Below are 22,291 nucleotides of genomic sequence, written 5' to 3' on the forward strand. Positions count from 1 at the left end.
CCCCGCCGGCTCTGGCGAGTAGGCGACGCGCACCTGCGCGCTGCCGATCGTCATCGGCGCCGACCAGCCCGGCGACAGCCGCGCGGTCTCCGCGATCGACGGATTCCCGGCCAGCGCGTGGGCGCGCTCGTTGTACAGCGCGGCGAGCGCGGGCGAATCGAACGCATGCAGCACGTTGGCCTGCTCGGTCAGCCCCTCGGTCGTGAAGTTCGCGGAGCCGGTCAGCACGCGCGCGGGCGCCGGGTTCGACGGCGCATCGGTCACGATGAACTTGTCGTGCATGATGTGCGTCTTGTCGCGCGGCGCGAGCGTCGCGAGGCCTTGCAGCGCATCGACGGCCGGCTGGTTCGGCGACGGCAGCGGCGGCTTGCCCTTGCGCGCCATCGTGTGCGCGTCGTAGACGATCGCGAGCGACGCTTCGCCGTGCTTGCGCCCAAACGCCTGGAACGCGGGCAGCGCCCACAGCGTGTCGGTCAGGTGATAGACGGCCGACACCGCGCGCGACGCGGGATCGAGCATCTGAGGGAACACCTGCTCCATGTCGTTCGCGAGCCACGTGCGCAGCTTCAGCGCCTGCGCGGCGCTCGGCGCCTCGTTCGGCGCGAGGCCGAGCGCCGCGACCTGCTTCGCGAACGCCTGCGAGCTGACCACCGCGCGGTTGAACCACGTGCCGATGCCGTCCTCGATGTGCGCGGGCAGCACGACGTCGCACACGCCGGCTTGCGCGTCGAGCACCTGCAGGTTCGCCGGCGTGCCGACGACCGGATAGACGTCGTAGCGGAACGACGCACCGCGATCCTGCGGATCGATGCGTGCATCCCACCACATGAATTTCTGGATCGGCGCCTGATCGGTCGGCGCATCGCCCTGCGTGTCGGCGGCCGGGCCGTCGAACGTCAGGCGGTTGGGCAGCCAGCTGTCCGGCGCACGCGTCTTGCCGTCGGCCGACCAGAAGCCCGGCGTGCGCCGGATCGCGAAGCCGAGGAAATCGGACCGCGACGCCGCATCGGGCCAGTCGAAAGCCAGCAGGACCAGGGTGGGGGAAAGATAGCTGCGCACGCTGACGGTCATTCGTTGCTCCCTGGCCCGACGGCCGGTCGAGGTGAATGAGTCAGTCTTGACGACGGTTTTTCCCGCGCGATGACGCTTCGATGAACCTTGTATGTCGGATGCGCATCAGTCGCACACGAGCAGCTCGACCCCGCGCGCCGTCAGCGCGCGGCGCACGGCCTTGTCGGGTGCGCGCTCGGTCACCAGATAGCGGGCGGCCGCCGCGCCGTTGATCCGCACCGGCGTCACGCGGCCGAATTTCGAATGGTCGGCGACGATGATCGCCGTGCCCGCCGCCGCGATCATCCGGCTGCGCACTTCGGCCGCCAGCCGCGAGTAGTCGGTGCACTCGCCGTCGGGCGTGATGCCGCCGGCGCCGACGAACGCGAAATCGACGTGGTATTGCGCGAGCTGGTGGATCGTGTCGAGCCCGAAGGTGGCGTCCTCGTCGTCGGACAGCTCGCCGCCGAGCAGCGTCACGCGGTTGCCGTTGCGCCGCGCGAGCACGAATGCGGTACGCCAGTCGTTCGTGTAGATCGACAGCCGGTGCCGGTCGGCGAGCGCCAGCGCGACCGCATGCGGCGTGCTGCCCGAATCGATCAGCACCGATGCATCGTCGGGCACGAATTCGGCCGCGCGCCGCCCGATGGTGCGCTTCGCGTCGGCGTTCGCGGCTTCGCGCTCGGACAGGCTCGGCTCACGGCGATCCGCGGCCAGCGCGCCGCCGTGCGTCATCACGAGCAGGCCGCGCGCGGCCAGCGCATTCAGGTCGCGCCGCACGGTTTCGCGCGACACGTCGAGCGAACGCACGAGTTCCGCGACCGACAGCGCGCCCGACCGTCCGAGCTCCGACAGGATGTATTGATGACGTTGTTCCGCCAGCATCGCGTGTGCGCCCGAGGCGACTGGTAATGGGTAAGCCGGCCATTGTATTACGGACGTTTGACGACCATTTGACTGCGCCGGATAAGCGGCCAGGCAATGTCCGGGTGCGTTTCCCGAAAGCGAAATTCACTATTGTCCGGCGCGCGCGAATCCCCGGCGGCGCCCGGCGCTACACTTTGCGCTTCGCCGAACGACCGACCAATACCGACCATCAAAGGGGCTCGCGCCATGTATCGCAAAGGCAGTGTGATCGAAATCCAGTTTCCGCCGGAACGCCTCAACGACGCGGCGGGCGATCCGTACTGGATCGACCTGACGCTCGACGAAGCACGCCGGCTCTACGAACAGCTCGCCGCGCGCTTTGCGACCGACGCGCGCGCCAACCAGCCGCTCGATACGTTCTCGATCGACTGATCGCCGCCGCTGCGCGTCCCTCCGCGCAGCGCATCGCCGTGCCGCGGGCGCTCATCGCCGCCGCACCGCGCACCGGCGCGATGACCGCCGGCACGATCACATGCCGCATGGCATGAGTGCAGGATTCGACAAGACGCCGGCGCCGCTTCGCCCGATACTGGCCGACTTCCCGGTTCTGTCCGGCCGCGTCGCGGCCCGTCACGCATGCTTACCTCGATCGTCGCCGCCGCCTTCGTCGCGCTCTGGTCCACCGGCTTCATCGTCGCCCGGGCGATCAAGCCCTACGCCGATCCGAACCTGTTCCTGCTCGCGCGCTTCGCGGGCACGGCCGCGCTGTTCGCCGTGGTGGCGCTCGTCGCGCGCGCGCCGTGGCCGGCCCGTCGCGAATGGCCGCGCCACCTGATCGCCGGCGCGCTGTTGCAAGGCGTCTATCTCGGCGCGAGCTACTGGGCCGTCGCGCAAGGGTTGAATGCGGGCGTGATGGCGCTGCTCGGCGCGCTGCAGCCGCTCGCCACCGCCGTGCTCGCGGTCCCGCTGTTCAACGAACGCCTGCCCGCGCGCGGCTGGCTCGGCATGGCGCTCGGGCTGGCCGGCGTCGCGCTCGTGCTCGCGCCGAAAGTCACGGGCGGCGTCGCGCCGCCGTCGGGCGCGGCGCCTGCGTGGCTCGTCGTCACCGTGTCGGTCCTCGCGGTCGGATCGATCACCGCCGGCTCGCTGTACCAGAAAGGCAAGCTCGCGCAGAGCGACCTGCGCACGGCGGTCGCCGTGCAGAACTTCGGCGCGGCGATCGTCGCGGCCGTGTTCGTCGCGCTGCTCCATGAGACCCGCTGGATCGGCGCGCCGGCGCTGTGGGTGTCGCTCGTGTGGGGCGTCGTGTTCCTGTCGGGCGGCGCGGTCACGATGCTGATGTGGATGCTGCGGCGCGGCAATGCGGCGCGCGCGACGTCGCTGCTGTTCCTCGCGCCGCCGCTGGCCGCGCTGCAGGGTTACGGTCTGTTCGGCGAAACACTCGCGCCGATCCAACTCGCGGGCTTCGCGCTCGCGCTGGTGGGCGTCGTGCTCGCACGGCGCTGACGCGAGCCAGCGGGCACTTTCCGCCCGGCATCCAGCACCCGCCCGGCGCACCACGCACCACGGCGATGCGCCGCGTCTCGTCGATGCAACGCGACACCGCCGGAAACGCAGGTCCGGCGCGGCGGCACGCCGCGATTGCGCTTATGATGAGCGCCTTGCAATTCGTTCCGGATCTTCCCTCATGACCTCCGCCGATTACGCCAGCCGCCAACGCGCGATCATTGCCGAACTGAACGTCGCCCCGCACTTCGACGCCGAGGCCGAAATCGCCCGCCGCATCGATTTCCTCGCGCAGTACCTTCGTTCGACCGGCCTGCGGACCTACGTGCTCGGCATCAGCGGCGGCGTCGATTCGTCGACGGCCGGCCGGCTCGCGCAACTGTCGGTCGAGCGCCTGCGCGCCGACGGCTACGACGCGCGCTTCATCGCGATGCGCTTGCCGAACGGCGTGCAGAACGACGAAGAGGATGCGCAGCGCGCGCTCGCGTTCGTGCGCGCGGACGAGGTATTGACGGTCGACGTGAAGCCGGCCGCCGATGCGATGCTCCGTTCGCTGGTCGCGTCCGGCCACGCGTTCGAAACGCCCGCGCAGCAGGATTTCGTGCACGGCAACATCAAGGCGCGCGAGCGCATGATCGCGCAGTACGCGGTGGCCGGCGCACGGCGCGGCATCGTGATCGGCACCGATCACGCGGCCGAATCGCTGATGGGTTTCTTCACGAAGTTCGGCGATGGCGGCGCGGACATCCTGCCGCTCGCGGGCCTGAGCAAGCGGCGCGTGCGCGGCGTGGCGCGCGCGCTCGGCGGCGAGGAGCTGATCGTGATGAAGGTGCCGACGGCCGACCTCGAGGAGCTGCGCCCGCTGCGCCCGGACGAGCACGCGTATGGCGTGACCTACGACGAGATCGACGATTTCCTCGAAGGCAAGCCGGTTGCCGATCGCGTGTATGAAACGGTGCTGCGCTTCTACGACGGCTCGCGCCACAAGCGCGCGCTACCGTACACGATGTTCGACTGGCCGGCCGCATAAGCCGGCCGCCCGGCTACCGACATACCGCCGCGCGCACCCTCCCGGCTGCGCGCGGCGTCTGCTCGACGGGCAACGCTACGCGTTGCCGCCCGTCTTCTTCGCCTGCAGCGCACGAATCCGCATCCGTGCACCCGTATCGCTGACCGTCGCGTCGTACATCGTCGCGAGATCGCGCTTGAGCGCGGTGCGCGAGCCGCCGTCGAGATACACCATGTGCCCCGACGGATAGAATCGCGCGGACAGGTTCTGCCGCACCTTCTGGTCCTCCAGCGGCATCTGCTGCAGATCGATCACGGTCTGGTAGAACGGCGTCACGAAATCGTAGAAGCCGTTCGCGGACAGCACCTTCAGGTCGACGTTCAGCGCCATCACCGCGGCGAGGTCGCCGGCCGTGTAGAGGATCACGTTCCCCTGCGCATCGATGCCCTGCTGCGCGCCGGTCGGGTCGATGTGGCTGAAATCCCAGTTCTTGAAGGCCTGATCGTTCAGGTCCGTGAACGCGGAGTTCGACGTGAACTTCAACTGCTCGTTCAGATAGCTGTTCCACATCGCCGTATAGACGCCAGTCACGGCCGTCATCGTCGGATCGTTGCCGCCCGAATTCGGATCGATCTTGCCGGCGATACCCGACGAAATCCCGGTCACGCGGCCGTCGTACGAACCGAGCGCGAGCCCCTGCGCATGCAGCAGCGTCGTCAGGAACAGCGAATTGCCGCGCGTGTCGTAGCCCGCGATATCGAGCCCCCACGACTGCAGCGTCGCCGTATCGATGCCCGTGTATGCCGACAGTTTCTGCACGGTGGCCGGGTTCGCATGCGGCACCGCGCGCAGCGCGGTCAGATAGTCGGTGCGCGCGAACTGCGCGACTTCCTCGACGAATGCGCCGAGATCGGCCGGCGCCGGCTTGATGCCGAGTTTCTTGTGATACCACGCGTCGGCCGCGGCGGTCGGCAGCGTGCCGACCGGGTTGCCGGCCTGCCGGTAATCGAGGATCGACGATTGCAGCGTGACGCCGTTCAGGTCGACGCCGTCCTCGTGCAGCTTGTACGCGAGCACGCAGCTGCGCGCGGTGCCGTACGATTCGCCGAACAGGTATTTCGGCGAATTCCAGCGGTTGTTCTTCGTCAGGTAGCGCTTGATGAACTGCTTCAGCGAATCCGCATCCTGGTCGACGCCCCAGAAGTCGCGGTTCTTGTTCGGCGCGACGGCCGCCGAATAGCCGGTGCCGACCGGGTTGATGAACACCAGGTCGCTGTGATCGATCATGCTGTCCGGGTTGTCTTCGATCTGGTACGGCGCGGGCGGCGTGAAACCCGGCATCGACGTCTTGATGCGCTTCGGCGCGAACGAGCCGAGCAGCACGAACACCGACGACGAACCGGGCCCGCCGTTATAGAAGAACGTCACCGGCCGCGTTTCCTCCTTCGCACCGTCGGCCGTGAACGCGACGTAGAAGATCTTCGCGGCCGGCTGCGAACTGCTCGGATCGACGGTCACGAGGTGGCCGACCGTCGCCGTGTACGCGATCCGCTTCCCGTCGATCAGGATCGTGTGGTGCGTGATCGCGGCCGCCTCGGTCGTGTCGGTCACCGAGTCGTCCGGGCCGTTGCCGTACGCGACCGGATCGAAGAACGGCTGGTCGCGGCCGTGGCTCAGCGCGACCGGGTTGATGGTCGGCGGCACGCCATGCGAATTGTGGTCGCCGTGATGCAGCGGATACACGCCGCCGGAAGATGCGGAATCGATGTCCATCGTGCTGCTCCTGGAGGTGAAAAAAGACGCGGGCAGAGCACCCGCGTCGAACGGAAAGGCGTGTGCCCGTGCGTCAGCTCGACGGTTTGCGCGCGAGGATCGTGGCGAGCTGTGCGCCGTTCGGGCTGCCGAGGCCCGTGCAGGCGTCCCAGCCGGACGCGGCCGCATAAGTGCCGTTCGAGCCTTTCGTGATGTCGCGCAGCGCGCCCGGATGCTTGTACAGCACCGGATTGATCCAGCCGGCCGACGCGCCGTTCGCCGCATTGATCCGGGCGATCAGCGCCGCCCACAGCGGTGCGACCGCGCTCGTGCCGCCCATCACCGCGGGCGTGCCGGCCACCGACACTTCGTAGCCCGTCTGCGGCGACGCGTCGCCGGCCACGTCGGGCACGCCGCGCTTCGCGAGCGGCGTGGCGGTGCCGTCGGCGCGCGCGACCTTCAGCCCCTGCTGCCACGCCGGCAGGTCGAACAGCGCACTGACGCCGCCGCCGCCCGCCCCGCCGCCGGATGCCTCGTCGTTCCACGTGACCTCGCTACGGATGCCCTGCCCGGGCAGCGCGTCGAGCTGCGTGCCGCCGCAGCCGAGCACGTACGGGCTCGACGCGGGAAAGTCGACGTGATCGGCGCCATCCTGCAGCCCGTCGCCCGAGCCGCTATCGCCCGACGCCGCGCAGACGGTGATGCCCTGCGCGGCGGCCGCCTGCAGCACGCGATTGAACGCCTGCGCCGACTGCGCCTGCCAGATCGCTTCCGGGCCGCCCCAGCTGATCGAGATCACGGACGGCTGGTTCGTCTTGTCGGTCACGGCCGCGTTGACGGCCTGGATGAAGCCCGCGTCGCTGTTCGGCGCGAAGTACACCGCGATCTTCGCGGCCGGTGCGATCGCGCCGGCGATTTCGATGTCGAGCGCGACTTCGCCGTCCGGGCCGTTCGGCTCGCCGGTCGGCGCATTGCGGCCGGTGCCGACGTTCACGTCGACGAGCTTGGGCGGCGTCGTGATGCCGAGCCCGCGGAAATACTGCTGGATGTCGGCCGCGCGATAGCCGCCGCCGAGCTCGATGATCGCGATGCATTGCCCGGCGCCGTCGCCGGCCGGAAAGTCGTACAGCGACGCAAGCTGGATCGGCGTGAACGTGACGGCCGCCGCGCCGCGCGCCGGCTTGAACGGCGGACGGAAGCGGAAGTGCGGGCGCGCCTGCGGGCGGCTGTCGAGGCCGAGCACGGCCGTGACCGCATCGCCGATATCGTCGGGCAACACGATCGGGCCCGAGCGGCCGCGATACTGGCCGATCGACCGATGCTCGAAACGCTCGAGCTTCACGCTGAATGCGGCTTCGAACTGCGCGATCGTGCCGGACAGCACGACGACGCTCTCGACCGGATCGACGCGATCGACCGTCAGCTGATGGCGGTGTGCGAAGTCCTCGGTCTTGCGAATGTCGTCGGGATTGGCGGAGAAACGCTGCGCGAATGCGTCGCGCGACACCGGTTTTGCACGGGCGTCGCCGGTGGCGAGCTGGTGAACCAATGCGTCGAGTTGCCCTTCTTCCTGCCGCCGCAACATGATCGTGACGTGGATGCGTTCTGCCGGATCGCACTGGCCGAGACACTTGGACTCGGCGACGATGCGGGGTTCACGGTCGGCTTGAAGATGCCTTGCCATGTTCAGACCCTCCTTGGTACCGCGTTGCACGGAACAGCCAGGAAATCGGACATAGCCCGCGGAAGACGGTTCCGTTCGGTCAGTCGATTCGCGACGGCGCGTTTGCGACTGCGTTTGCGACGCGCGAAGTAACAGGAAGTTTAGAACAGTCAGACGATTTGCGCGCACGCCCTTCCGCGGCAAGGCGCACGCGGGAAGGCCGGCATCGCGCGCGGCCCGTATCGATTCGAGCATGGGCCTGCCTGCGCGGCCGATCGATCCGCGCGGCGGCCATGTCGGCGCAACCCTCAGTCCATCGACAGCCGCAGTGCGAAACCGATCAACGCCGCGGAAAAGGTCCAGCGCTGCATCGTCTGCGCGAGCGGATGCGCGCGCATCCACGCCGCGATGCGCGATGCGCCGAACACACACGCGAGGTCGAAGCACACGCCGGCCGCCACCAGCAGCGCGCCGAGCTCGAACATCTGCCAGACGACCGGCCCGACCTCGGGCCGCACGAACTGCGGCAGCAGCACCGAACAGAACAGCAGCGCCTTCGGGTTCAGCAGGTTGGTCAGCAGTCCCTTCACGAACGACTGCCGCAGTTCGCCCGCCGGCGCGTCGCCGTCGCTGAGCGCGAACACCGGCGAGCGGAACACCTGGATCGCGACATACGCGAGATAAAGCGCGCCGCCGTAGCGGATCACCTCGTAGAGCCACGGCGCGCTGCGAATCAACGCCGCGACGCCGCATGCCGACAGCGTCACGTGCGCGGTGCGCGCGAGCGACAGGCCGGCCGCCGCCGCCATCCCCGGCCGCACGCCGCGGCCGATGCTGGTCTGCAGCACGAGCGCCATGTCGGGCCCCGGTACCGCGTAAATGGCCGCCAGCGCGGCGAGATAAATCAACAGCAAATGCGTGGAAATCATGGTCTGCCCCCGTCCTTCATTGACGATATGTTGCCGCTGAAGGCGGAGGGATTACTGGCTATCTTTGACGCGGAATTGGCGATTCATAGGGGAATCCGCCACAATCATGAAATTACGACAAGGATTCTGCCAACATGATCGACCTCGACAAAACCGACCGCGCGATCCTCGCTGCGGTGCAGCGCGACGGCCGCCTGCCGATCGCGCGGCTCGCCGAATCCGTCGGCTTGTCCGAAACGCCTTGCGCACGGCGCCTGAAACGTCTCGAAAACGAGGGCTACATCGAGCGCTACCGCGCGCAACTGTCGCGCCAGGCGCTCGGCTTCGGCGTGGTCGCGTTCGTGCTCGTGCGGTTCGCGACGCACGACCGCAAGGTCGCCGACCGGTTCGAGCGCGAAGTGCTCGGCATCGAGCGGATTCTCGCGTGCCACAACGTCGCGGGCACGGCCGACTATCTGCTGCAGGTGGTCGCGCGCGATCTCGACGACTACGGCACGTTCCTGCGCGATTCGCTGCGGATGCTGCCGGGCGTGACGTCGATCGAATCGGCGCTATCGCTGCGCGAGGTGAAGCACGACGCCGGGCTGCCGGTGCCCTGACGCACGCCCGGCCGGCAAGCCGCCCGGGCGCAACGCTCGTTCACCTTGTCGGCCGCGCCGGCGTCACACCACGTCGGACGACTGATGCGCGCGTTCGAGATCCTCGAGAAACGCTTCGACGACCGGATCGCCACGCCCGTCGCGCGCCACGACCATGTGGAACGTGACCTCGTAGTGCAGTCGATCCGGATTGAGCGGCGCGAGCAGCCCCTGCGCGACGTATGGCGCCGCGAAGTGCTGCGGCAGGTAGCCGAGATGATGGCCGGACAGGATCAGCAGCGCGACGGCCTCCATGTTGTCGGCGGTCGCGGTCACGCGATCGGGCGTCGTCGACATCTGCGCCTCCGGCAGCGGATACGAGCGCCACGCCCACTCGAAGCCGGCGACGTCGGCCGGCGTCAGCGTGCCGGCGCCGTCGAACAGCGGATGGCCGCGGCCGCAGTACGCGATCTGCCGCTCGATGAACAGCGGCGTGTAGTGCAGCGTCGGCACGCGATGCCAGAAGTAGCCGACCGCGATCTGGATCTCGTTGCTCAGCAGCTTTTCCTCGAGATCGCCGGGCGCGCGCACCGAAATCGAGAAGCGCACGGCCTCGTCGCGGGTGCGGAACGCGGCGATCGCCTCGGCGATCCGCGCATTCTGGCTCACCGGCGTATGGCCGATCAGGCCGATGTTCAGCGTGCCGACCAGTTGGCGATCCATGTGCCGCGCGGCCATCCCGAATTCGTCGAGCGCCGCCAGCAGCTTGCGGCTCATCGCATGAAACCGCTCGCCCTTCGGCGTGAGCCGGAAGCCGCTGCGGCCGCGCTCGCAAAGCCGGTAGCCGAGCCGCGTCTCGAGCGACGACAACTGCGCGCTGATGGTCGACTGGCCGACGTTCAGCACCGCCTGCGCGGCCGACACGCCGCCCGCGTCCGTGACCGCGAGAAACACGCGGATCAACCGCAGATCGAGGGTCGACAGATTCCCCAGCACGTTCATCCCCTTCCATACATCGATGAAGATCGATGTTTACGTCGATATCTTCGCATTCTTCTTTCCCGGCGGAGCGCGTAAAACTGTGCGCCAGGCCGCGTCGCATGATACGGCACCCCACATCGGAAGAGACGACTCCATGAACGACCACACCCACTTTCAGCCGCTCGGCGGCAATGAAATGCCGCGCTGCGGCGGCATCGCAACGATGATGCGCCTGCCGCACGTGTCGAGCGCCGAAGGCCTCGACGCCTGTTTCGTCGGCGTGCCGTTCGATCTCGGCACCTCCAACCGCACCGGCGCGCGCTTCGGCCCGCGCCAGATCCGCACCGAATCCGTGCTGCTGCGCCCGTACAACATGGCCACGCGCGCAGCACCCTTCGATTCGCTGCAGATCGCCGACATCGGCGACGTCGCGATCAATCCGTACAACCTGCACGATTCGATCGCCCGCATCGAGGCCGCGTACGACGCGATTCTCGAGCACGACTGCAAGCCGATCACGCTCGGCGGCGACCATACGATCGCGCTGCCGATCCTGCGCGCGATCCACCGCAAGCACGGCAAGGTTGCATTGATCCACGTCGATGCACACGCCGACGTGAACGACACGATGATGGGCGAAAAGATCGCGCACGGCACGCCGTTCCGCCGCGCGGTCGAGGAAGGGCTGCTGCGCGGCGACAAGGTCACGCAGATCGGCCTGCGCGGCACCGGCTACGCGGCCGAGGATTTCGACTGGTGCCGCGAGCAGGGTTTCCGCGTGGTCCAGGCCGAGGAATGCTGGAACAAGTCGCTCGCGCCGCTGATGGAAGAAGTGCGCGCGCGCATCGGCGACACGCCCGTCTACATCACGTTCGACATCGACGGCATCGATCCGGCCTACGCGCCGGGCACCGGCACGCCGGAAATCGCGGGCCTCACGGTGCCGCAGGCGCTCGAGATCATCCGCGGCGCGAAGGGGCTGAACATCGTCGGCTGCGATCTCGTCGAAGTCGCGCCGCCGTACGACCCGTTCGGCACCACGGCGCTCCTCGGCGCGAACCTCGCGTACGAGCTGCTGTGCGTGCTGCCAGGCGTCGCGTACCGCGACTGATCGCGGCGCCGCCACTATTCCAAAATCAGAGGATTCCAGAGGAGCACACATCGAGATGGGGACTTCCGTCAAGCAGCCGAGGCGGGCGGCGCTCGCTTCGTTCGTCGGCACCACGATCGAGTGGTACGACTTCTATAGTTATGCGACCGCCGCCGCCATCGTATTCGGGCCGCTGTTCTTTCCCGGCGAAAACCGCTTCATCAGCCTGCTCGCGTCGTTCGGCTCGTTCGCGGTCGGCTTCTTCGCGCGGCCGCTCGGCGGCGTGATGTTCGGCTATCTCGGCGACCGCTTCGGCCGCAAGCGGTCGCTGCTCGCGACGCTGATGCTGATGGCCGTGTCGACGGTCGCGATCGGCCTGCTGCCCACCCATGCGCAAGCCGGCGTGATCGCACCGATCCTGCTGGTGCTGATGCGCGTGCTGCAAGGCATCGCGGTGGGCGGCGAATGGGGCGGCGCGGTGCTGCTGGCCGGCGAGCACGCGCCCGAAGGCAAGCGCACCTTCTTCGCGTCGTTCGCGCAGCTCGGCAGCGCGAGCGGCCTGATCCTGTCGATGCTCGCGTTCGGCGCGATCAGCACGCTGTCGAAGGACGACATGATGAGCTGGGGCTGGCGCGTGCCGTTCCTCGCGAGCTCGGTGCTGCTGATCGTCGGTTTCGTGATCCGCGCGAGCGTGTCGGAGTCGCCCGAGTTCGAGGAAGTCAGGAAGAGCGGCAACATCGCGCAGAAACCGCTGCGCGAAGCGCTCAAGGTCTGGCCGCTGCTGCTGCTCGCGATCGGCGCGAACGTGTACGGTATCGCCGGCGTGTATTTCAGCAACATCTTCATGATCAGTTATGCGACGCAGTTCCTGTCGCTCGACCGGTCGATGGTGCTGCATTGCATGACGATCGTCGCAGTGCTGCAGTTCGTCGTGCAGCTCGCGGCCGCGTTCCTCGCGCAGCGCTTCGGCACCACGCGCGTGCTGCTGATCACCGGCGCGTGGGCGATGATCGTCCCGTTCGTGATGCTGCCGCTCGTACACCTGGGCACGCCGGTGTCGATCACGGTCGGCGTCGGCCTCGCGACGCTCGCGGAATCGGGCTACTACTCGGTCGTCGCGGGCTTCGTCAGCGGCATCTTCGTCGCGCGGATTCGCTATACCGCAATCTCGATCGCGTACCAGGTGTGCGGCGCGCTCGCCGGCGGCCTCACGCCGCTGGTCGCGACCATCATCGCGCAGAACACCGCGCCGCAATGGTGGCCGCTCGCGATCCAGTACGCGAGTGCCGCCGTGCTGTCGTCGCTGTGCGTGTGGCTGATCTCGCGCCGCGTCAGCATCGACGATGCGGGCGCGACCGGCAAGACGGACGACGCGCTGCCGCGCGGCGCGCGCACCGCGTAGCGCCTGTCGCCAACGCATGCATGACGAAAGACGACCCGCTTTCGCGGGTCGTTTCTTTTCGTCCTGTCATCGATCGTCGACCGCGACGGTACCGCACGGTGCCTGTCGCGTAGTTACTGCACCTGATTGCGCAGCGTCTTCGCGGCGGCAACCATGTTAGTCAGCGCCGGAATCACTTCCGCCCACTGGCGCGTCTTCAAGCCGCAATCCGGGTTCACCCACAGACGTTCCGCCGGAATCCGCTCGGCCGCCTTCCTCATCAGCCCGACGATGTGATCCTGCGTCGGGATGTTCGGCGAATGGATGTCGTACACGCCCGGCCCGATTTCGTTCGGATACTTGAAGGTGTCGAACGCATCGAGCAGCTCCATGTCCGAGCGAGACGTCTCGATCGTGATCACATCGGCATCCATGTCGGCGATCGACGCGATGATGTCGTTGAATTCCGAATAGCACATGTGCGTGTGGATCTGCGTGTCGTCCTGCACGCCGTTCGCGGTGATGCGGAACGACTCCACCGCCCATTTCAGGTATTCGTTCCACTGCGCGCGACGCAATGGCAGCCCTTCGCGCAGCGCCGCTTCGTCGATCTGGATCACGCGCACGCCGGCCCTCTCGAGATCGAGCACTTCCTCGCGGATCGCCAGCGCAAGCTGGTAGCACGACACCGCGCGCGGCTGGTCGTCTCGCACGAACGACCAGTTCAGGATCGTCACGGGGCCGGTCAGCATGCCCTTCATCGGCTTGCGCGTCAGCGACTGCGCATAGGCGATCCACTCGACCGTCATCGCCTTGGGGCGGCTGATGTCGCCGAACAGGATCGGCGGCTTCACGCAGCGCGAACCGTACGACTGCACCCAGCCGAACTGGCTGAATGCGTAGCCGTCGAGCTGCTCGCCGAAGTATTCGACCATGTCGTTGCGCTCGGCTTCGCCATGCACGAGCACGTCGAGTTCGAGCGATTCCTGTTCGCGCACGCTGCGTTCGATCTCGGCCTGCATCGCCGTGCGATAGCCGGCTTCGTCCAGCGCGCCGGCCTTGAACCGGCTGCGCGCCTGGCGGATTTCGGCGGTCTGCGGGAACGAGCCGATCGTCGTCGTCGGGAACGCCGGCAGGTTCAGGCGCGCCGACTGCTTCGACGCACGCTGCGCATAGGGGCTCGCGCGGTTGCCGAGCTGCGCGTCGATGCGCGCGATCGCGGCCTTCACCACCGGATTGTTCACGCGCGGCGAGCGGCGGCGCGAATCGATCGCGGCGGCATTCGCGGCGAGCGCGTCGGCTACCTTGTCGCGGCCTTCGTTCAGTGCGGTCGCGAGCACCTTCAGTTCGTCGAGTTTCTGCAGCGCGAATGCGAGCCACGAGCGGATTTCCGCGTCGAGCTTCTCCTCGCTCGCGAGGTCGACCGGCACGTGCAGCAGCGAGCACGACGGCGCGAGCCACAGGCGATCGCCCAGTTGCTTCGCGAGCGGTTCGAGCCAGTCGAGCGCCGCGTTCAGGTCCGTCTTCCAGATGTTGCGGCCGTTGATCGCGCCGACCGACAGCACGCGTTCGGCCGGCAGCTCACGCACCAGTGCGTCGACTTCGTCGCGGGCGTTGATCGCGTCGATATGCAGGCCGTCGACCGGCAGCGACGCCGCGAGCGTCAGATTGTCCTGAAGCTGGCCGAAGTACGTGGCAAGCAGCAGCTTGATGCGGCGCGTTTCGAGCGCCGCATACGCGATGCGGAATGCCTGACGCCATTCGGCATCGAGTTCGGTCACGAGAATCGGCTCGTCGATCTGCACCCATTCGACGCCCTGCGCGGTCAGCGTGTCGAGCAGCGCGCCGTACACCGGCAGCAGCTTCGGCAGCAGCGCGAGGCGATCCGAATCGTCCTTCGCCTTGCCGAGCCACAGATACGTGACCGGGCCGAGAATCACCGGTTTCGCATTCACACCCTGCGCGTTCGCTTCGGCCAGTTGCAGCAGCAGGCGCGACGGATCGAGCGAGAAGTTCGTGTCCGCATGGAACTCCGGCACGATGTAGTGATAGTTCGTGTCGAACCACTTCGTCATTTCGCCGGCCGCGACGCCGCCGCAGCACGCGGCGTGCTCCTCGGCCGACTGCGCGGACCGGCCGCGCGCGACGCGGAAATAATTGTCGAGCGCATCGCCGTGGAAATCCTGCACGCGCTTCGGCAGGTTGCCGAGCGTGAAGCTCATGTCGAGCACCTGGTCATAGAACGCGAAGTCGCCGATCGGCGCGAGATCGAGATCGCGCTGGTCGTGCCAGTGGCGCCGGCGCAGCGCGGCGCCGAGCGCCTTCAGTTCGTCGCGCGACGATTCGCCCTTCCAGTAGCGTTCGAGACCGAACTTGAGTTCGCGCTTCGCGCCGATGCGCGGAAAACCGAGGTTGTGTGTCGTGACCATGAAGCTGCCGTCCAGAAGAAAGAGTAGATCCGGCAGCCATCATAGGGATTTCAAACCATGAAATAAAATGGCATTATTTCATTCATCCATTAACATTTTTCATGCATCCGTGGGATGCGCGCGATCCATGCTGGAACGATTCCATCTCGTCGTCATTCGTGAAGTCGAGCGTCAGGGCTCGCTGACCGCGGCGGCCAATGCGCTGCACCTCACGCAATCGGCGCTCAGCCACACCGTCCGGAAGATCGAGCAGCAGCTCGGCACGCCGATCTGGGACCGTGAAGGCCGCGGCCTGCGGCTCACGCAGGGCGGGCAATATCTGCTGAAGCTGGCGAACCGGCTGCTGCCGCAGTTCGAGCTCGCCGAGGAGCGGATGAAGCAGTACGCGAAGGGCGAGCGCGGCACGCTGCGCATCGGGATGGAGTGCCATCCGTGCTACCAGTGGCTGCTGAAGGTCGTGTCGCCGTACCTGTCGCGCTGGCCCGACGTCGACGTGGACGTGAAGCAGCGCTTCCAGTTCGGCGGCATCGGCGCGCTGTTCGGTTACGACATCGACGTGCTCGTCACACCCGATCCGCTGAACAAGCCGGGGCTGCGCTTCGATCCCGTGTTCGACTACGAACAGGTGCTGGTGGTCGCGGATTCACACCGGCTCGCGAACGTCGACCACGTGACGCCCGAGCAACTGACCGACGAGGTCCTGATCACGTACCCGGTCGAAACCGACCGGCTCGACATCTACAACCAGTTCCTGACGCCGGCCGGCATCGTGCCGAGGCGGCACAAGTCGATCGAGACGACCGACATCATGTTGCAGATGGTCGCGAGTGGGCGCGGCGTGGCAGCACTGCCGCGGTGGCTCGCCGACGAGTATGCGGACCGGATGCCGGTCGTGCCGGTCAAGCTCGGCAAGAAAGGCATCGCAAAGCAGATCTTCCTCGGCATCCGCGAAGCGGACGCAGCGGTCGACTATCTGGCCGCGTTCGTCGCGCTGGCGCGCGAATCGACGTGGAACGCGCCACGCATGCTGCGCTAGGCGCGCCCGTTTGCCCCGCGTTCAGGCGGCGCGCATGCCGGCGCGTTCGCCGCGTTCGACCCACGCGCCGAACAGCAGGCCGAGCGTCGTCCACATGATCACCTGCATGCCGATCGCCGCCACGCGGAACTTCCACAGCAACGCCGCCGGGAAATCGGCCGGCAACTCGCTGACCGACGGCAGCCCGACCTGCACGGCCGCGATGATCGCGACGAACACGAGCCCGGCGACGATCGACGCGTTCCACTGGCCGAGCTTCGCCAGCAGATGGCGGCGCACGCCGACCGAGAACACCATCGTCGCGACCGAGATCGCGATCATCAGGAAGAACAGCCCGGTGCGATAACCGATCGTGTCGGGATCGCCGACCGACGGCGGATTGGCCGGGTACTTGAGGTTCGGCACGATCACGAGCGCGACGAATGCCGCCAGCGCGAGCCACGCGGCCAGCGGCCGTGCCGGCAGGCGGCTGCCGCGTCCGTACGCATACGCGAAGACCAGCGAGAACAGCCCGCCGAATGCCGCGCCGTACGTCACGACGCCCGTCAGCAAGCCAAGGCCGGCCTGCGTGTGGCGGCTGACCAGCTCGGGCTCCGGCGCCTCGCCTTGAGCGGCGGTGGTTTTTTCTTCGAAGGCGATCGCCTGATCGACTTGCGGTTCGCCGACGATCCTGGCGAAACCGAACGTGAGGAGGCCCGCGGCGATGCCTGCGAGCATCCCGCGCATGAGCAGCTTTCCGACCATCGTAGGCTCCGCGTCAGTGGCAGGGAAAGCCGAGCAGATGGCGGCCGTCGTGGACGAATTCGTGGACGACCATGCCCGGCACGAGCGACGTCGCGCCCTGTTCCGCACCGACGAAATACAAGGCCAGCAGCAGAATCAGGCCGACGAACACGGCCCACGGCAACAGCTCACGGACGGGAATGGGTGCCGGCACGACCGCCGGCTTCAGCACTGCTTCGCTCATGGATGCACCTCAGGGGAATCGCGCCCCGACAAATGATGGATGGGTACGAAGGCAGGTCTGGCTTCCGGGATCATCGATTCTCCGGTTACAGTGGCGCGACCGCGCCGGAATTGCACCGGCTTCCGCGCTTCGTATCGGGCGAATTGTACGCGCGAACGTTCGCGTATTGAAGCGATCACAGATGGGCGAGCGCGCTCCGTTCCGGATCATCCGACAACCGACATGACCCTACCTGCCTCACTGCGCCTGATCGCCCACGCATCGACCCGCGCCATGCGCACCGGCACGTTTCCCGACGACGATCCGCTCGACGCGCACGGGCTCGCCGAAGCTGCTGCGCTGCGTGGCCGGTGGAAGGCCGTCGCGGGCTCGCTCGTGCTGTGCAGCCCGGCACGCTGCGCCAGGCAGACCGCCGATGCGGTCGGGCTGCGTGCCGACATCGACGACGCGCTGCGCGACATCGATTACGGCCACTGGCGCGGCAAGCGGCTGCATGATCTCGCACGCGACCTCCCTGACGAACTTGCCGCGTGGCTCGGCACGCCGTCCGCGTCGCCGCATCGCGGCGAATCGTTCGAAGCCGCCGCGCACCGGATCGGCACCTGGTTGAACGCGCTGCCGCCCGAGCGCGACATCGTCGCGATCACGCATGCGCCGATCGTCCGCGCGGCCATCGCGCATGTGCTGCGGATGGCTCCCGAAGCGGCCGCGCGTCTCGACGTCGCGCCGCTGTCGTGCACGACGTTCGTCGCGTCGCCGGCCGGCTGGACGTTGGCCACGACGGACGATGACCCGCGCGACACCGGCGCGTAAGTCACTGTGATGTTCACTATGTGAGTCGACGACGCGCTCCGGCGCGTCGCATGCCGCCGCCCGCCTTACATCCGGTAAGACACACCGTTCGTCATCCCGACTGTCATCAAACTGACGGCTAGCCGCAGCTAGCATCGGACGCGGTTCCCTCACGAGATGCCGTCATGAATCAACCCGCTTCGTCCGCCCCGAACAATCCGGGCTCCGTCGCACGCACCCGACAGGTCGGCTATGCCGCATTCCTGCTGGTGCTCGTGCTCGGCGCCGTCTATATCGCCACGCACCTGGTCGCCGATCTGGCGCCGGTCCGCGAAGGGACACTGTTCCCATACCTGCTGCTCGGCGCCGCACTGCTGATCGCGCTCGGCTTCGAATTCGTCAACGGCTTCCACGACACCGCGAATGCGGTCGCGACCGTGATCTACACGCACTCGCTGACGCCGAACGTCGCGGTGATCTGGTCGGGCATGTGGAACTTCCTCGGCGTGATGGTCTCGAGCGGTGCCGTCGCGTTCGGCATCCTGCAGTTGCTGCCGGTCGAGCTGATCCTGCAGGTCGGCAGCGGCTCGGGCTTCGCGATGGTGTTCGCGCTGCTGATCGCCGCGATCGTCTGGAACCTCGCGACCTGGTATTTCGGGTTGCCGTCGTCGAGCTCGCATACGCTGATCGGGTCGATCATCGGCGTCGGGCTGATGAACCAGCTGATGCATGGGCCGTCCGGCACGAGTGGGGTCGACTGGGGCCAGGCTCTCGGCGTCGGCAAGTCGCTGCTGCTGTCGCCGATCGTCGGGTTCCTGTGCGCGTCACTGCTGCTGCTCGTGCTGAAGGCGCTCGTGCGAATTCCGGAGCTGTACAAGGAGCCGCCGAAGGATCAGCCGCCGCCGTTCTGGATTCGCTGCCTGCTGATCCTCACCTGCACCGGCGTGTCGTTCGCGCACGGGTCGAACGACGGGCAGAAAGGGATGGGCCTCATCATGCTGATCCTGATCGGCACGGTGCCGACCGCCTACGCGCTGAACAAGGCCGTCACGCCCGCCGAATCGCAGACTTTCGTGGCGGTCGCGAACCAGGCGGCCGCGACGTTCGGGAAGTACACGAACGGCGTCGCGCCGTCCGCGAACCCGCGCGCCGATGTCGAACACTACGTGCAGCATCGTGAACTGACGCCCGCCGTGCTGCCGGCCGTCGCGCAATTGTCCACGTCGCTCGCGACCGCCGTCGGCGCGTCGGGCTCGATGGCGGCCGTACCGCAGCGCGACGTCGACAACGTGCGCAACACGATGTATCTGGTCTCCGAAGCCATTCGTCTGATGGAGAAGTCGGGGCAGCCCGCATTCGCCACCGATGACAAGCTCGCGATCGACAACTATCGCAAGCAGCTCGACCACGCGACCAAGTTCATTCCGACGTGGGTAAAGGTGGCCGTCGCGATCGCGCTGGGCCTCGGCACGATGGTCGGCTGGAAGCGGATCGTCGTGACCGTCGGCGAAAAAATCGGCAAGCAGCACCTGACGTACGGTCAAGGTGCGTCGGCCGAACTCGTCGCGATGCTGACGATCGGCGCCGCCGACATGTACGGGCTGCCCGTGTCGACGACTCACGTGCTGTCGTCGGGCGTGGCGGGCACGATGGCGGCGAACGGCTCCGGGCTGCAATGGAGCACGGTGCGCAGCCTCGTCCTCGCATGGGTGCTGACGCTGCCGGCGTCGATCGCGCTGGCAGCAGGGCTTTACTGGTTGTTCCGGTCGCTGGCCTGATCGTGGGTGCGGCGGGTGGCGGGCGATAGCCGGCTATCCGCCGCGCAGGCTCGATTTGTCGTCTCTCCGTCTCTCCGTCTCTCCGTCTCTCCGTCTCTCCGTCTCTCCGTCTCTCCGTCTCTGCGCCCTCTGCGCCTCTGCGCTCCGGCACGTCGCCACGTTCAGTGTGTCGATGCCGCGCCTTCAACGTTTCCCCGTTTCGCCGCCCGAATTAAAGCGCAAGATCTGGAGCGTGCCGGCTCCCGGACGCCGCTAGACTGGGTTCATCAACTTTCATCGTGAACTCGACCGTGCGCGGCCGCACGGCGCCACGCTGCCCATGCCCCGAGGTACGCCCGTGAACATTGCCGATCTGCAACCTGCCGTCGAATCGCTGGACATCGCGCAACGCGTCGACACCCTCGACTGGCCGAGCGTCGATGCCGAGCTCGATCGCTTCGGATGCGCGCGCGTACCGGGCCTGATGTCGGCCAGCGAGTGCGATGCACTCGCGTCGCTCTATCCGCGCGATGCGCTCTATCGTTCACGCGTCGTGATGGCGCGGCACGGCTTTGGCCGCGGCGAATACAAGTATTTCGCGTATCCGCTGCCTGCGATCATCGCCGAGCTGCGTGCGACGATGTACCCGCATCTCGCGCCGATCGCGAATCGCTGGAACCAAGCGCTCGGGATCGACGTTCGTTATCCCAACGACCATGCGACATTCCTCGATCGCTGCCACGCGGCGGGGCAGACGCGACCGACGCCGCTGATCTTGCAATACGGCGCCGACGACTACAACTGCCTCCATCAGGACCTGTATGGCGAGCACGTATTTCCGCTGCAGGTCGCGATCCTGCTGTCAGCGCCGGGCCGTGATTTCACTGGTGGGGAATTCGTGCTGACGGAACAGCGTCCACGCATGCAGTCGCGTGCGGAAGTGGTGCCGCTGACACAAGGCGACGCGGTGATCTTCGCGGTACACGGCCGGCCGGTGCACGGAACCCGAGGCGTCTATCGCGTCAACCTGCGCCACGGCGTCAGCCGGATTCGAAGCGGCCACCGCCATACGGTTGGCATCATCTTCCATGACGCGCAGTAGCGGGAGGCGGAACAGCTGCGCTGCTGTCGTGCCGCTTGTCGCGCATCGCACTCTGCTCATCCCGGCACCGCACGTCATCGTTCGCAGAGCATTCCGATCAAGCATGGCCGGCCAGATGGCCGCTCGCCCGCAGTGACTGGAGACCGATTGCGCTGATCGTCAAGCGATCGCGACCGCAACGAATCAGCGCTTTTGGTGAGCGCCACAAAACATGCGTACTCACCTGCCATCCCGCCAATACGATTGGCAGTCGGCCTATCCTCGCGCCATGTTGGCCCGCAGCCGGTCGCCGGCATCGGAAGCCAGCCGTGCATAGCCCGGCAACGTCAGCAGCGCGAGCACGCCCGCCGCGATGAACGCCCAGCGAAAATCGGCGAGCACGTAGTGCATGCCGGCCGCATCGCCGCGCACCAATGCTGCGAGCCGCAGCGACAATGCACCGAACGCGATCCCCATCCCGATCGTCATTTGCTGCGCGGCGCTCCACAGCGTGCTGGCCGCGCTCGTCTGGTGAGAGGGGATATCCGCATAAGCCAGCGTCGCGAGCGTCGTGAACTGCATCGATCGCGTGAGCCCGTAGACGAATACGACGAGCAGCGTGATCGCCAGCGGCGTCGACGCGGTCAACCAGCCGCATGCGATGGTGAAGATGCCGACGATCGTCACGTCGACGAGCGCGACACGCCGAAAGCCGTAACGGTCGAGTATCCACGACGTGCCCGCCTTCATCCCGAGGTTGCCGAGCGCGCTCGCGAGCAGCAGCAGACCTGACTGGAACGGCGACAGCCCGAAGCCGATCTGGAACAGCAGCGGCAGCAGGTACGGGACGGCGTTGATCGCCATTCGCGTGATCGAACCGGTGATCACCGTCACCGAGAACGTCGGCACCTTCAGCGTCGTGAAATCGAGCAGCGGATGCGCGCAGCGTCGCGCATACAGCCACGCAGCGATACCGAACAGCACGCTTGCGCCCACCAGGACACCCGCGCGCGTGAAGTCGACATCCTGCTGGCCGGCCGCTTCGGTGCCGATCAGCAAGCAGGTCAATGCGCCACCGGCCAGCACGAAGCCCACCCAGTCGAGCGGCCGTTGCTCGTCGGCCCGCGTGTTCCGGACGATCAGCCAGGTACAAACGAGTGCGGCAAGGCCGAACGGGACGTTCAACAGGAAGATCCATCGCCACGACGCGTAGGTCGTGATGAAGCCGCCGATCGGCGGCCCGACGACGGGGGCGACGATGCCCGGCCACGTGATCGTCGCGATCGCGCGCATCAGCTTCGCCTTGTCGGTACTTCGCACGACGATCATTCGCCCGACCGGCACCATCATCGCCCCGCCGACACCCTGCAGCAGCCGGGCAGCCGTGAACGACATCACGCCTTCGGACAGCCCGCACAGCACC

Annotated in this window: 19 protein-coding genes, 1 pseudogene and 1 riboswitch; of the genes and pseudogenes, 10 read left to right on the forward strand and 10 right to left on the reverse strand. The window is 67.2% G+C overall.

Annotated features, from left to right (window positions below; genetic code table 11):
• Positions 1-1,071, reverse strand: a pseudogene (locus H3O04_RS21110) (phospholipase D-like domain-containing protein); the annotation flags it as partial.
• A gap of 105 nt (positions 1,072-1,176) precedes the next feature.
• Complete coding sequence (locus tag H3O04_RS21115) at positions 1,177-1,935, reverse strand: DeoR/GlpR family DNA-binding transcription regulator (RefSeq protein ID WP_011546920.1); 759 nt, start codon at positions 1,933-1,935, stop codon at positions 1,177-1,179.
• A gap of 228 nt (positions 1,936-2,163) precedes the next feature.
• Here H3O04_RS21115 and H3O04_RS21120 point away from each other — a divergent pair, with 228 nt between their 5' ends.
• From H3O04_RS21120 to nadE, 3 genes are all read left to right on the forward strand, one after another.
• A complete protein-coding gene (locus H3O04_RS21120) occupies positions 2,164-2,349 on the forward strand; it encodes a hypothetical protein (RefSeq protein ID WP_006480515.1) in 186 nt (61 codons plus the stop codon).
• 204 nt (positions 2,350-2,553) lie between these two features.
• Positions 2,554-3,423, forward strand: coding sequence for a DMT family transporter (locus tag H3O04_RS21125; protein ID WP_053524849.1), 870 nt, complete (start codon positions 2,554-2,556; stop codon positions 3,421-3,423).
• Between the two features lie 181 nt (positions 3,424-3,604).
• Entirely contained in the window at positions 3,605-4,453 is an 849-nt protein-coding gene (gene nadE / locus H3O04_RS21130; protein WP_011546918.1) for an ammonia-dependent NAD(+) synthetase, read from the forward strand.
• 75 nt (positions 4,454-4,528) lie between these two features.
• On the opposite strand, the gene H3O04_RS21135 is transcribed toward nadE, so the two are convergent.
• The 3 genes from H3O04_RS21135 to H3O04_RS21145 all read right to left on the reverse strand — a co-directional run bounded on the left by H3O04_RS21135 (position 4,529) and on the right by H3O04_RS21145 (position 8,776).
• Entirely contained in the window at positions 4,529-6,205 is a 1,677-nt protein-coding gene (locus tag H3O04_RS21135) for a S10 family peptidase (protein WP_011546917.1), read from the reverse strand.
• A 73-nt stretch (positions 6,206-6,278) separates the two neighbouring features.
• Positions 6,279-7,868: a S53 family peptidase gene (locus H3O04_RS21140; protein ID WP_069231637.1), complete on the reverse strand. Its 1,590-nt coding sequence runs from the start codon at positions 7,866-7,868 to the stop codon at positions 6,279-6,281.
• 287 nt (positions 7,869-8,155) lie between these two features.
• A complete protein-coding gene (locus H3O04_RS21145) occupies positions 8,156-8,776 on the reverse strand; it encodes a LysE family translocator (protein ID WP_202588387.1) in 621 nt (206 codons plus the stop codon).
• A 134-nt stretch (positions 8,777-8,910) separates the two neighbouring features.
• Between H3O04_RS21145 and H3O04_RS21150 the strand changes: the two genes are divergently transcribed.
• Positions 8,911-9,375 carry an Lrp/AsnC family transcriptional regulator gene (locus H3O04_RS21150; protein WP_202588388.1) on the forward strand — a complete coding sequence of 155 codons (465 nt, stop codon included), beginning with the start codon at positions 8,911-8,913 and terminating at the stop codon, positions 9,373-9,375.
• Positions 9,376-9,438: 63 nt separating this feature from the next.
• Here H3O04_RS21150 and H3O04_RS21155 read toward each other — a convergent pair whose 3' ends face one another.
• On the reverse strand, positions 9,439-10,356 hold the full coding sequence (locus H3O04_RS21155) for a LysR family transcriptional regulator (RefSeq protein WP_011546914.1): 918 nt from the start codon (positions 10,354-10,356) through the stop codon (positions 9,439-9,441).
• Positions 10,357-10,489: 133 nt separating this feature from the next.
• On the opposite strand from H3O04_RS21155, the gene speB reads away from it, so the two are divergent.
• Together speB and H3O04_RS21165 are read left to right on the forward strand one after the other, a co-directional pair.
• Positions 10,490-11,446 (forward strand): agmatinase, encoded by a 957-nt coding sequence (gene speB / locus H3O04_RS21160; protein ID WP_124477733.1) that lies wholly within the window; start codon positions 10,490-10,492, stop codon positions 11,444-11,446.
• Positions 11,447-11,501: 55 nt separating this feature from the next.
• Positions 11,502-12,827 (forward strand): MFS transporter, encoded by a 1,326-nt coding sequence (locus tag H3O04_RS21165; protein WP_202588389.1) that lies wholly within the window; start codon positions 11,502-11,504, stop codon positions 12,825-12,827.
• A 113-nt stretch (positions 12,828-12,940) separates the two neighbouring features.
• Here H3O04_RS21165 and metE read toward each other — a convergent pair whose 3' ends face one another.
• A complete protein-coding gene (gene metE / locus H3O04_RS21170; protein ID WP_185921204.1) occupies positions 12,941-15,235 on the reverse strand; it encodes a 5-methyltetrahydropteroyltriglutamate--homocysteine S-methyltransferase in 2,295 nt (764 codons plus the stop codon).
• Between the two features lie 127 nt (positions 15,236-15,362).
• Between metE and H3O04_RS21175 the strand changes: the two genes are divergently transcribed.
• Entirely contained in the window at positions 15,363-16,271 is a 909-nt protein-coding gene (locus H3O04_RS21175) for a LysR family transcriptional regulator (RefSeq protein WP_034175142.1), read from the forward strand.
• A gap of 21 nt (positions 16,272-16,292) precedes the next feature.
• Here H3O04_RS21175 and H3O04_RS21180 read toward each other — a convergent pair whose 3' ends face one another.
• Together H3O04_RS21180 and H3O04_RS21185 are read right to left on the reverse strand one after the other, a co-directional pair.
• Positions 16,293-17,015 (reverse strand): CbtA family protein, encoded by a 723-nt coding sequence (locus H3O04_RS21180; protein WP_124477736.1) that lies wholly within the window; start codon positions 17,013-17,015, stop codon positions 16,293-16,295.
• A gap of 13 nt (positions 17,016-17,028) precedes the next feature.
• Positions 17,029-17,238, reverse strand: a complete 210-nt coding sequence (locus tag H3O04_RS21185; protein WP_034175140.1) for a CbtB domain-containing protein — start codon at positions 17,236-17,238, stop codon at positions 17,029-17,031.
• A 33-nt stretch (positions 17,239-17,271) separates the two neighbouring features.
• A riboswitch (cobalamin riboswitch) is annotated at positions 17,272-17,410 on the reverse strand.
• Between the two features lie 50 nt (positions 17,411-17,460).
• Between H3O04_RS21185 and H3O04_RS21190 the strand changes: the two genes are divergently transcribed.
• The 3 genes from H3O04_RS21190 (at position 17,461) to H3O04_RS21200 (ending at position 20,889) form a co-directional block, all read left to right on the forward strand.
• Positions 17,461-18,051 (forward strand): histidine phosphatase family protein, encoded by a 591-nt coding sequence (locus tag H3O04_RS21190; protein ID WP_202588390.1) that lies wholly within the window; start codon positions 17,461-17,463, stop codon positions 18,049-18,051.
• A gap of 164 nt (positions 18,052-18,215) precedes the next feature.
• Positions 18,216-19,808 carry an inorganic phosphate transporter gene (locus H3O04_RS21195; protein WP_124477738.1) on the forward strand — a complete coding sequence of 531 codons (1,593 nt, stop codon included), beginning with the start codon at positions 18,216-18,218 and terminating at the stop codon, positions 19,806-19,808.
• Positions 19,809-20,127: 319 nt separating this feature from the next.
• Positions 20,128-20,889 (forward strand): 2OG-Fe(II) oxygenase, encoded by a 762-nt coding sequence (locus H3O04_RS21200; RefSeq protein ID WP_202588391.1) that lies wholly within the window; start codon positions 20,128-20,130, stop codon positions 20,887-20,889.
• A 255-nt stretch (positions 20,890-21,144) separates the two neighbouring features.
• On the opposite strand, the gene H3O04_RS21205 is transcribed toward H3O04_RS21200, so the two are convergent.
• A partial coding sequence (locus H3O04_RS21205; protein WP_202588392.1) for an MFS transporter occupies positions 21,145-22,291 on the reverse strand: 1,147 nt, incomplete at its 5' end.

Source organism: Burkholderia sp. KCJ3K979, from assembly GCF_016759955.1.
GTDB lineage: Bacteria > Pseudomonadota > Gammaproteobacteria > Burkholderiales > Burkholderiaceae > Burkholderia > Burkholderia orbicola.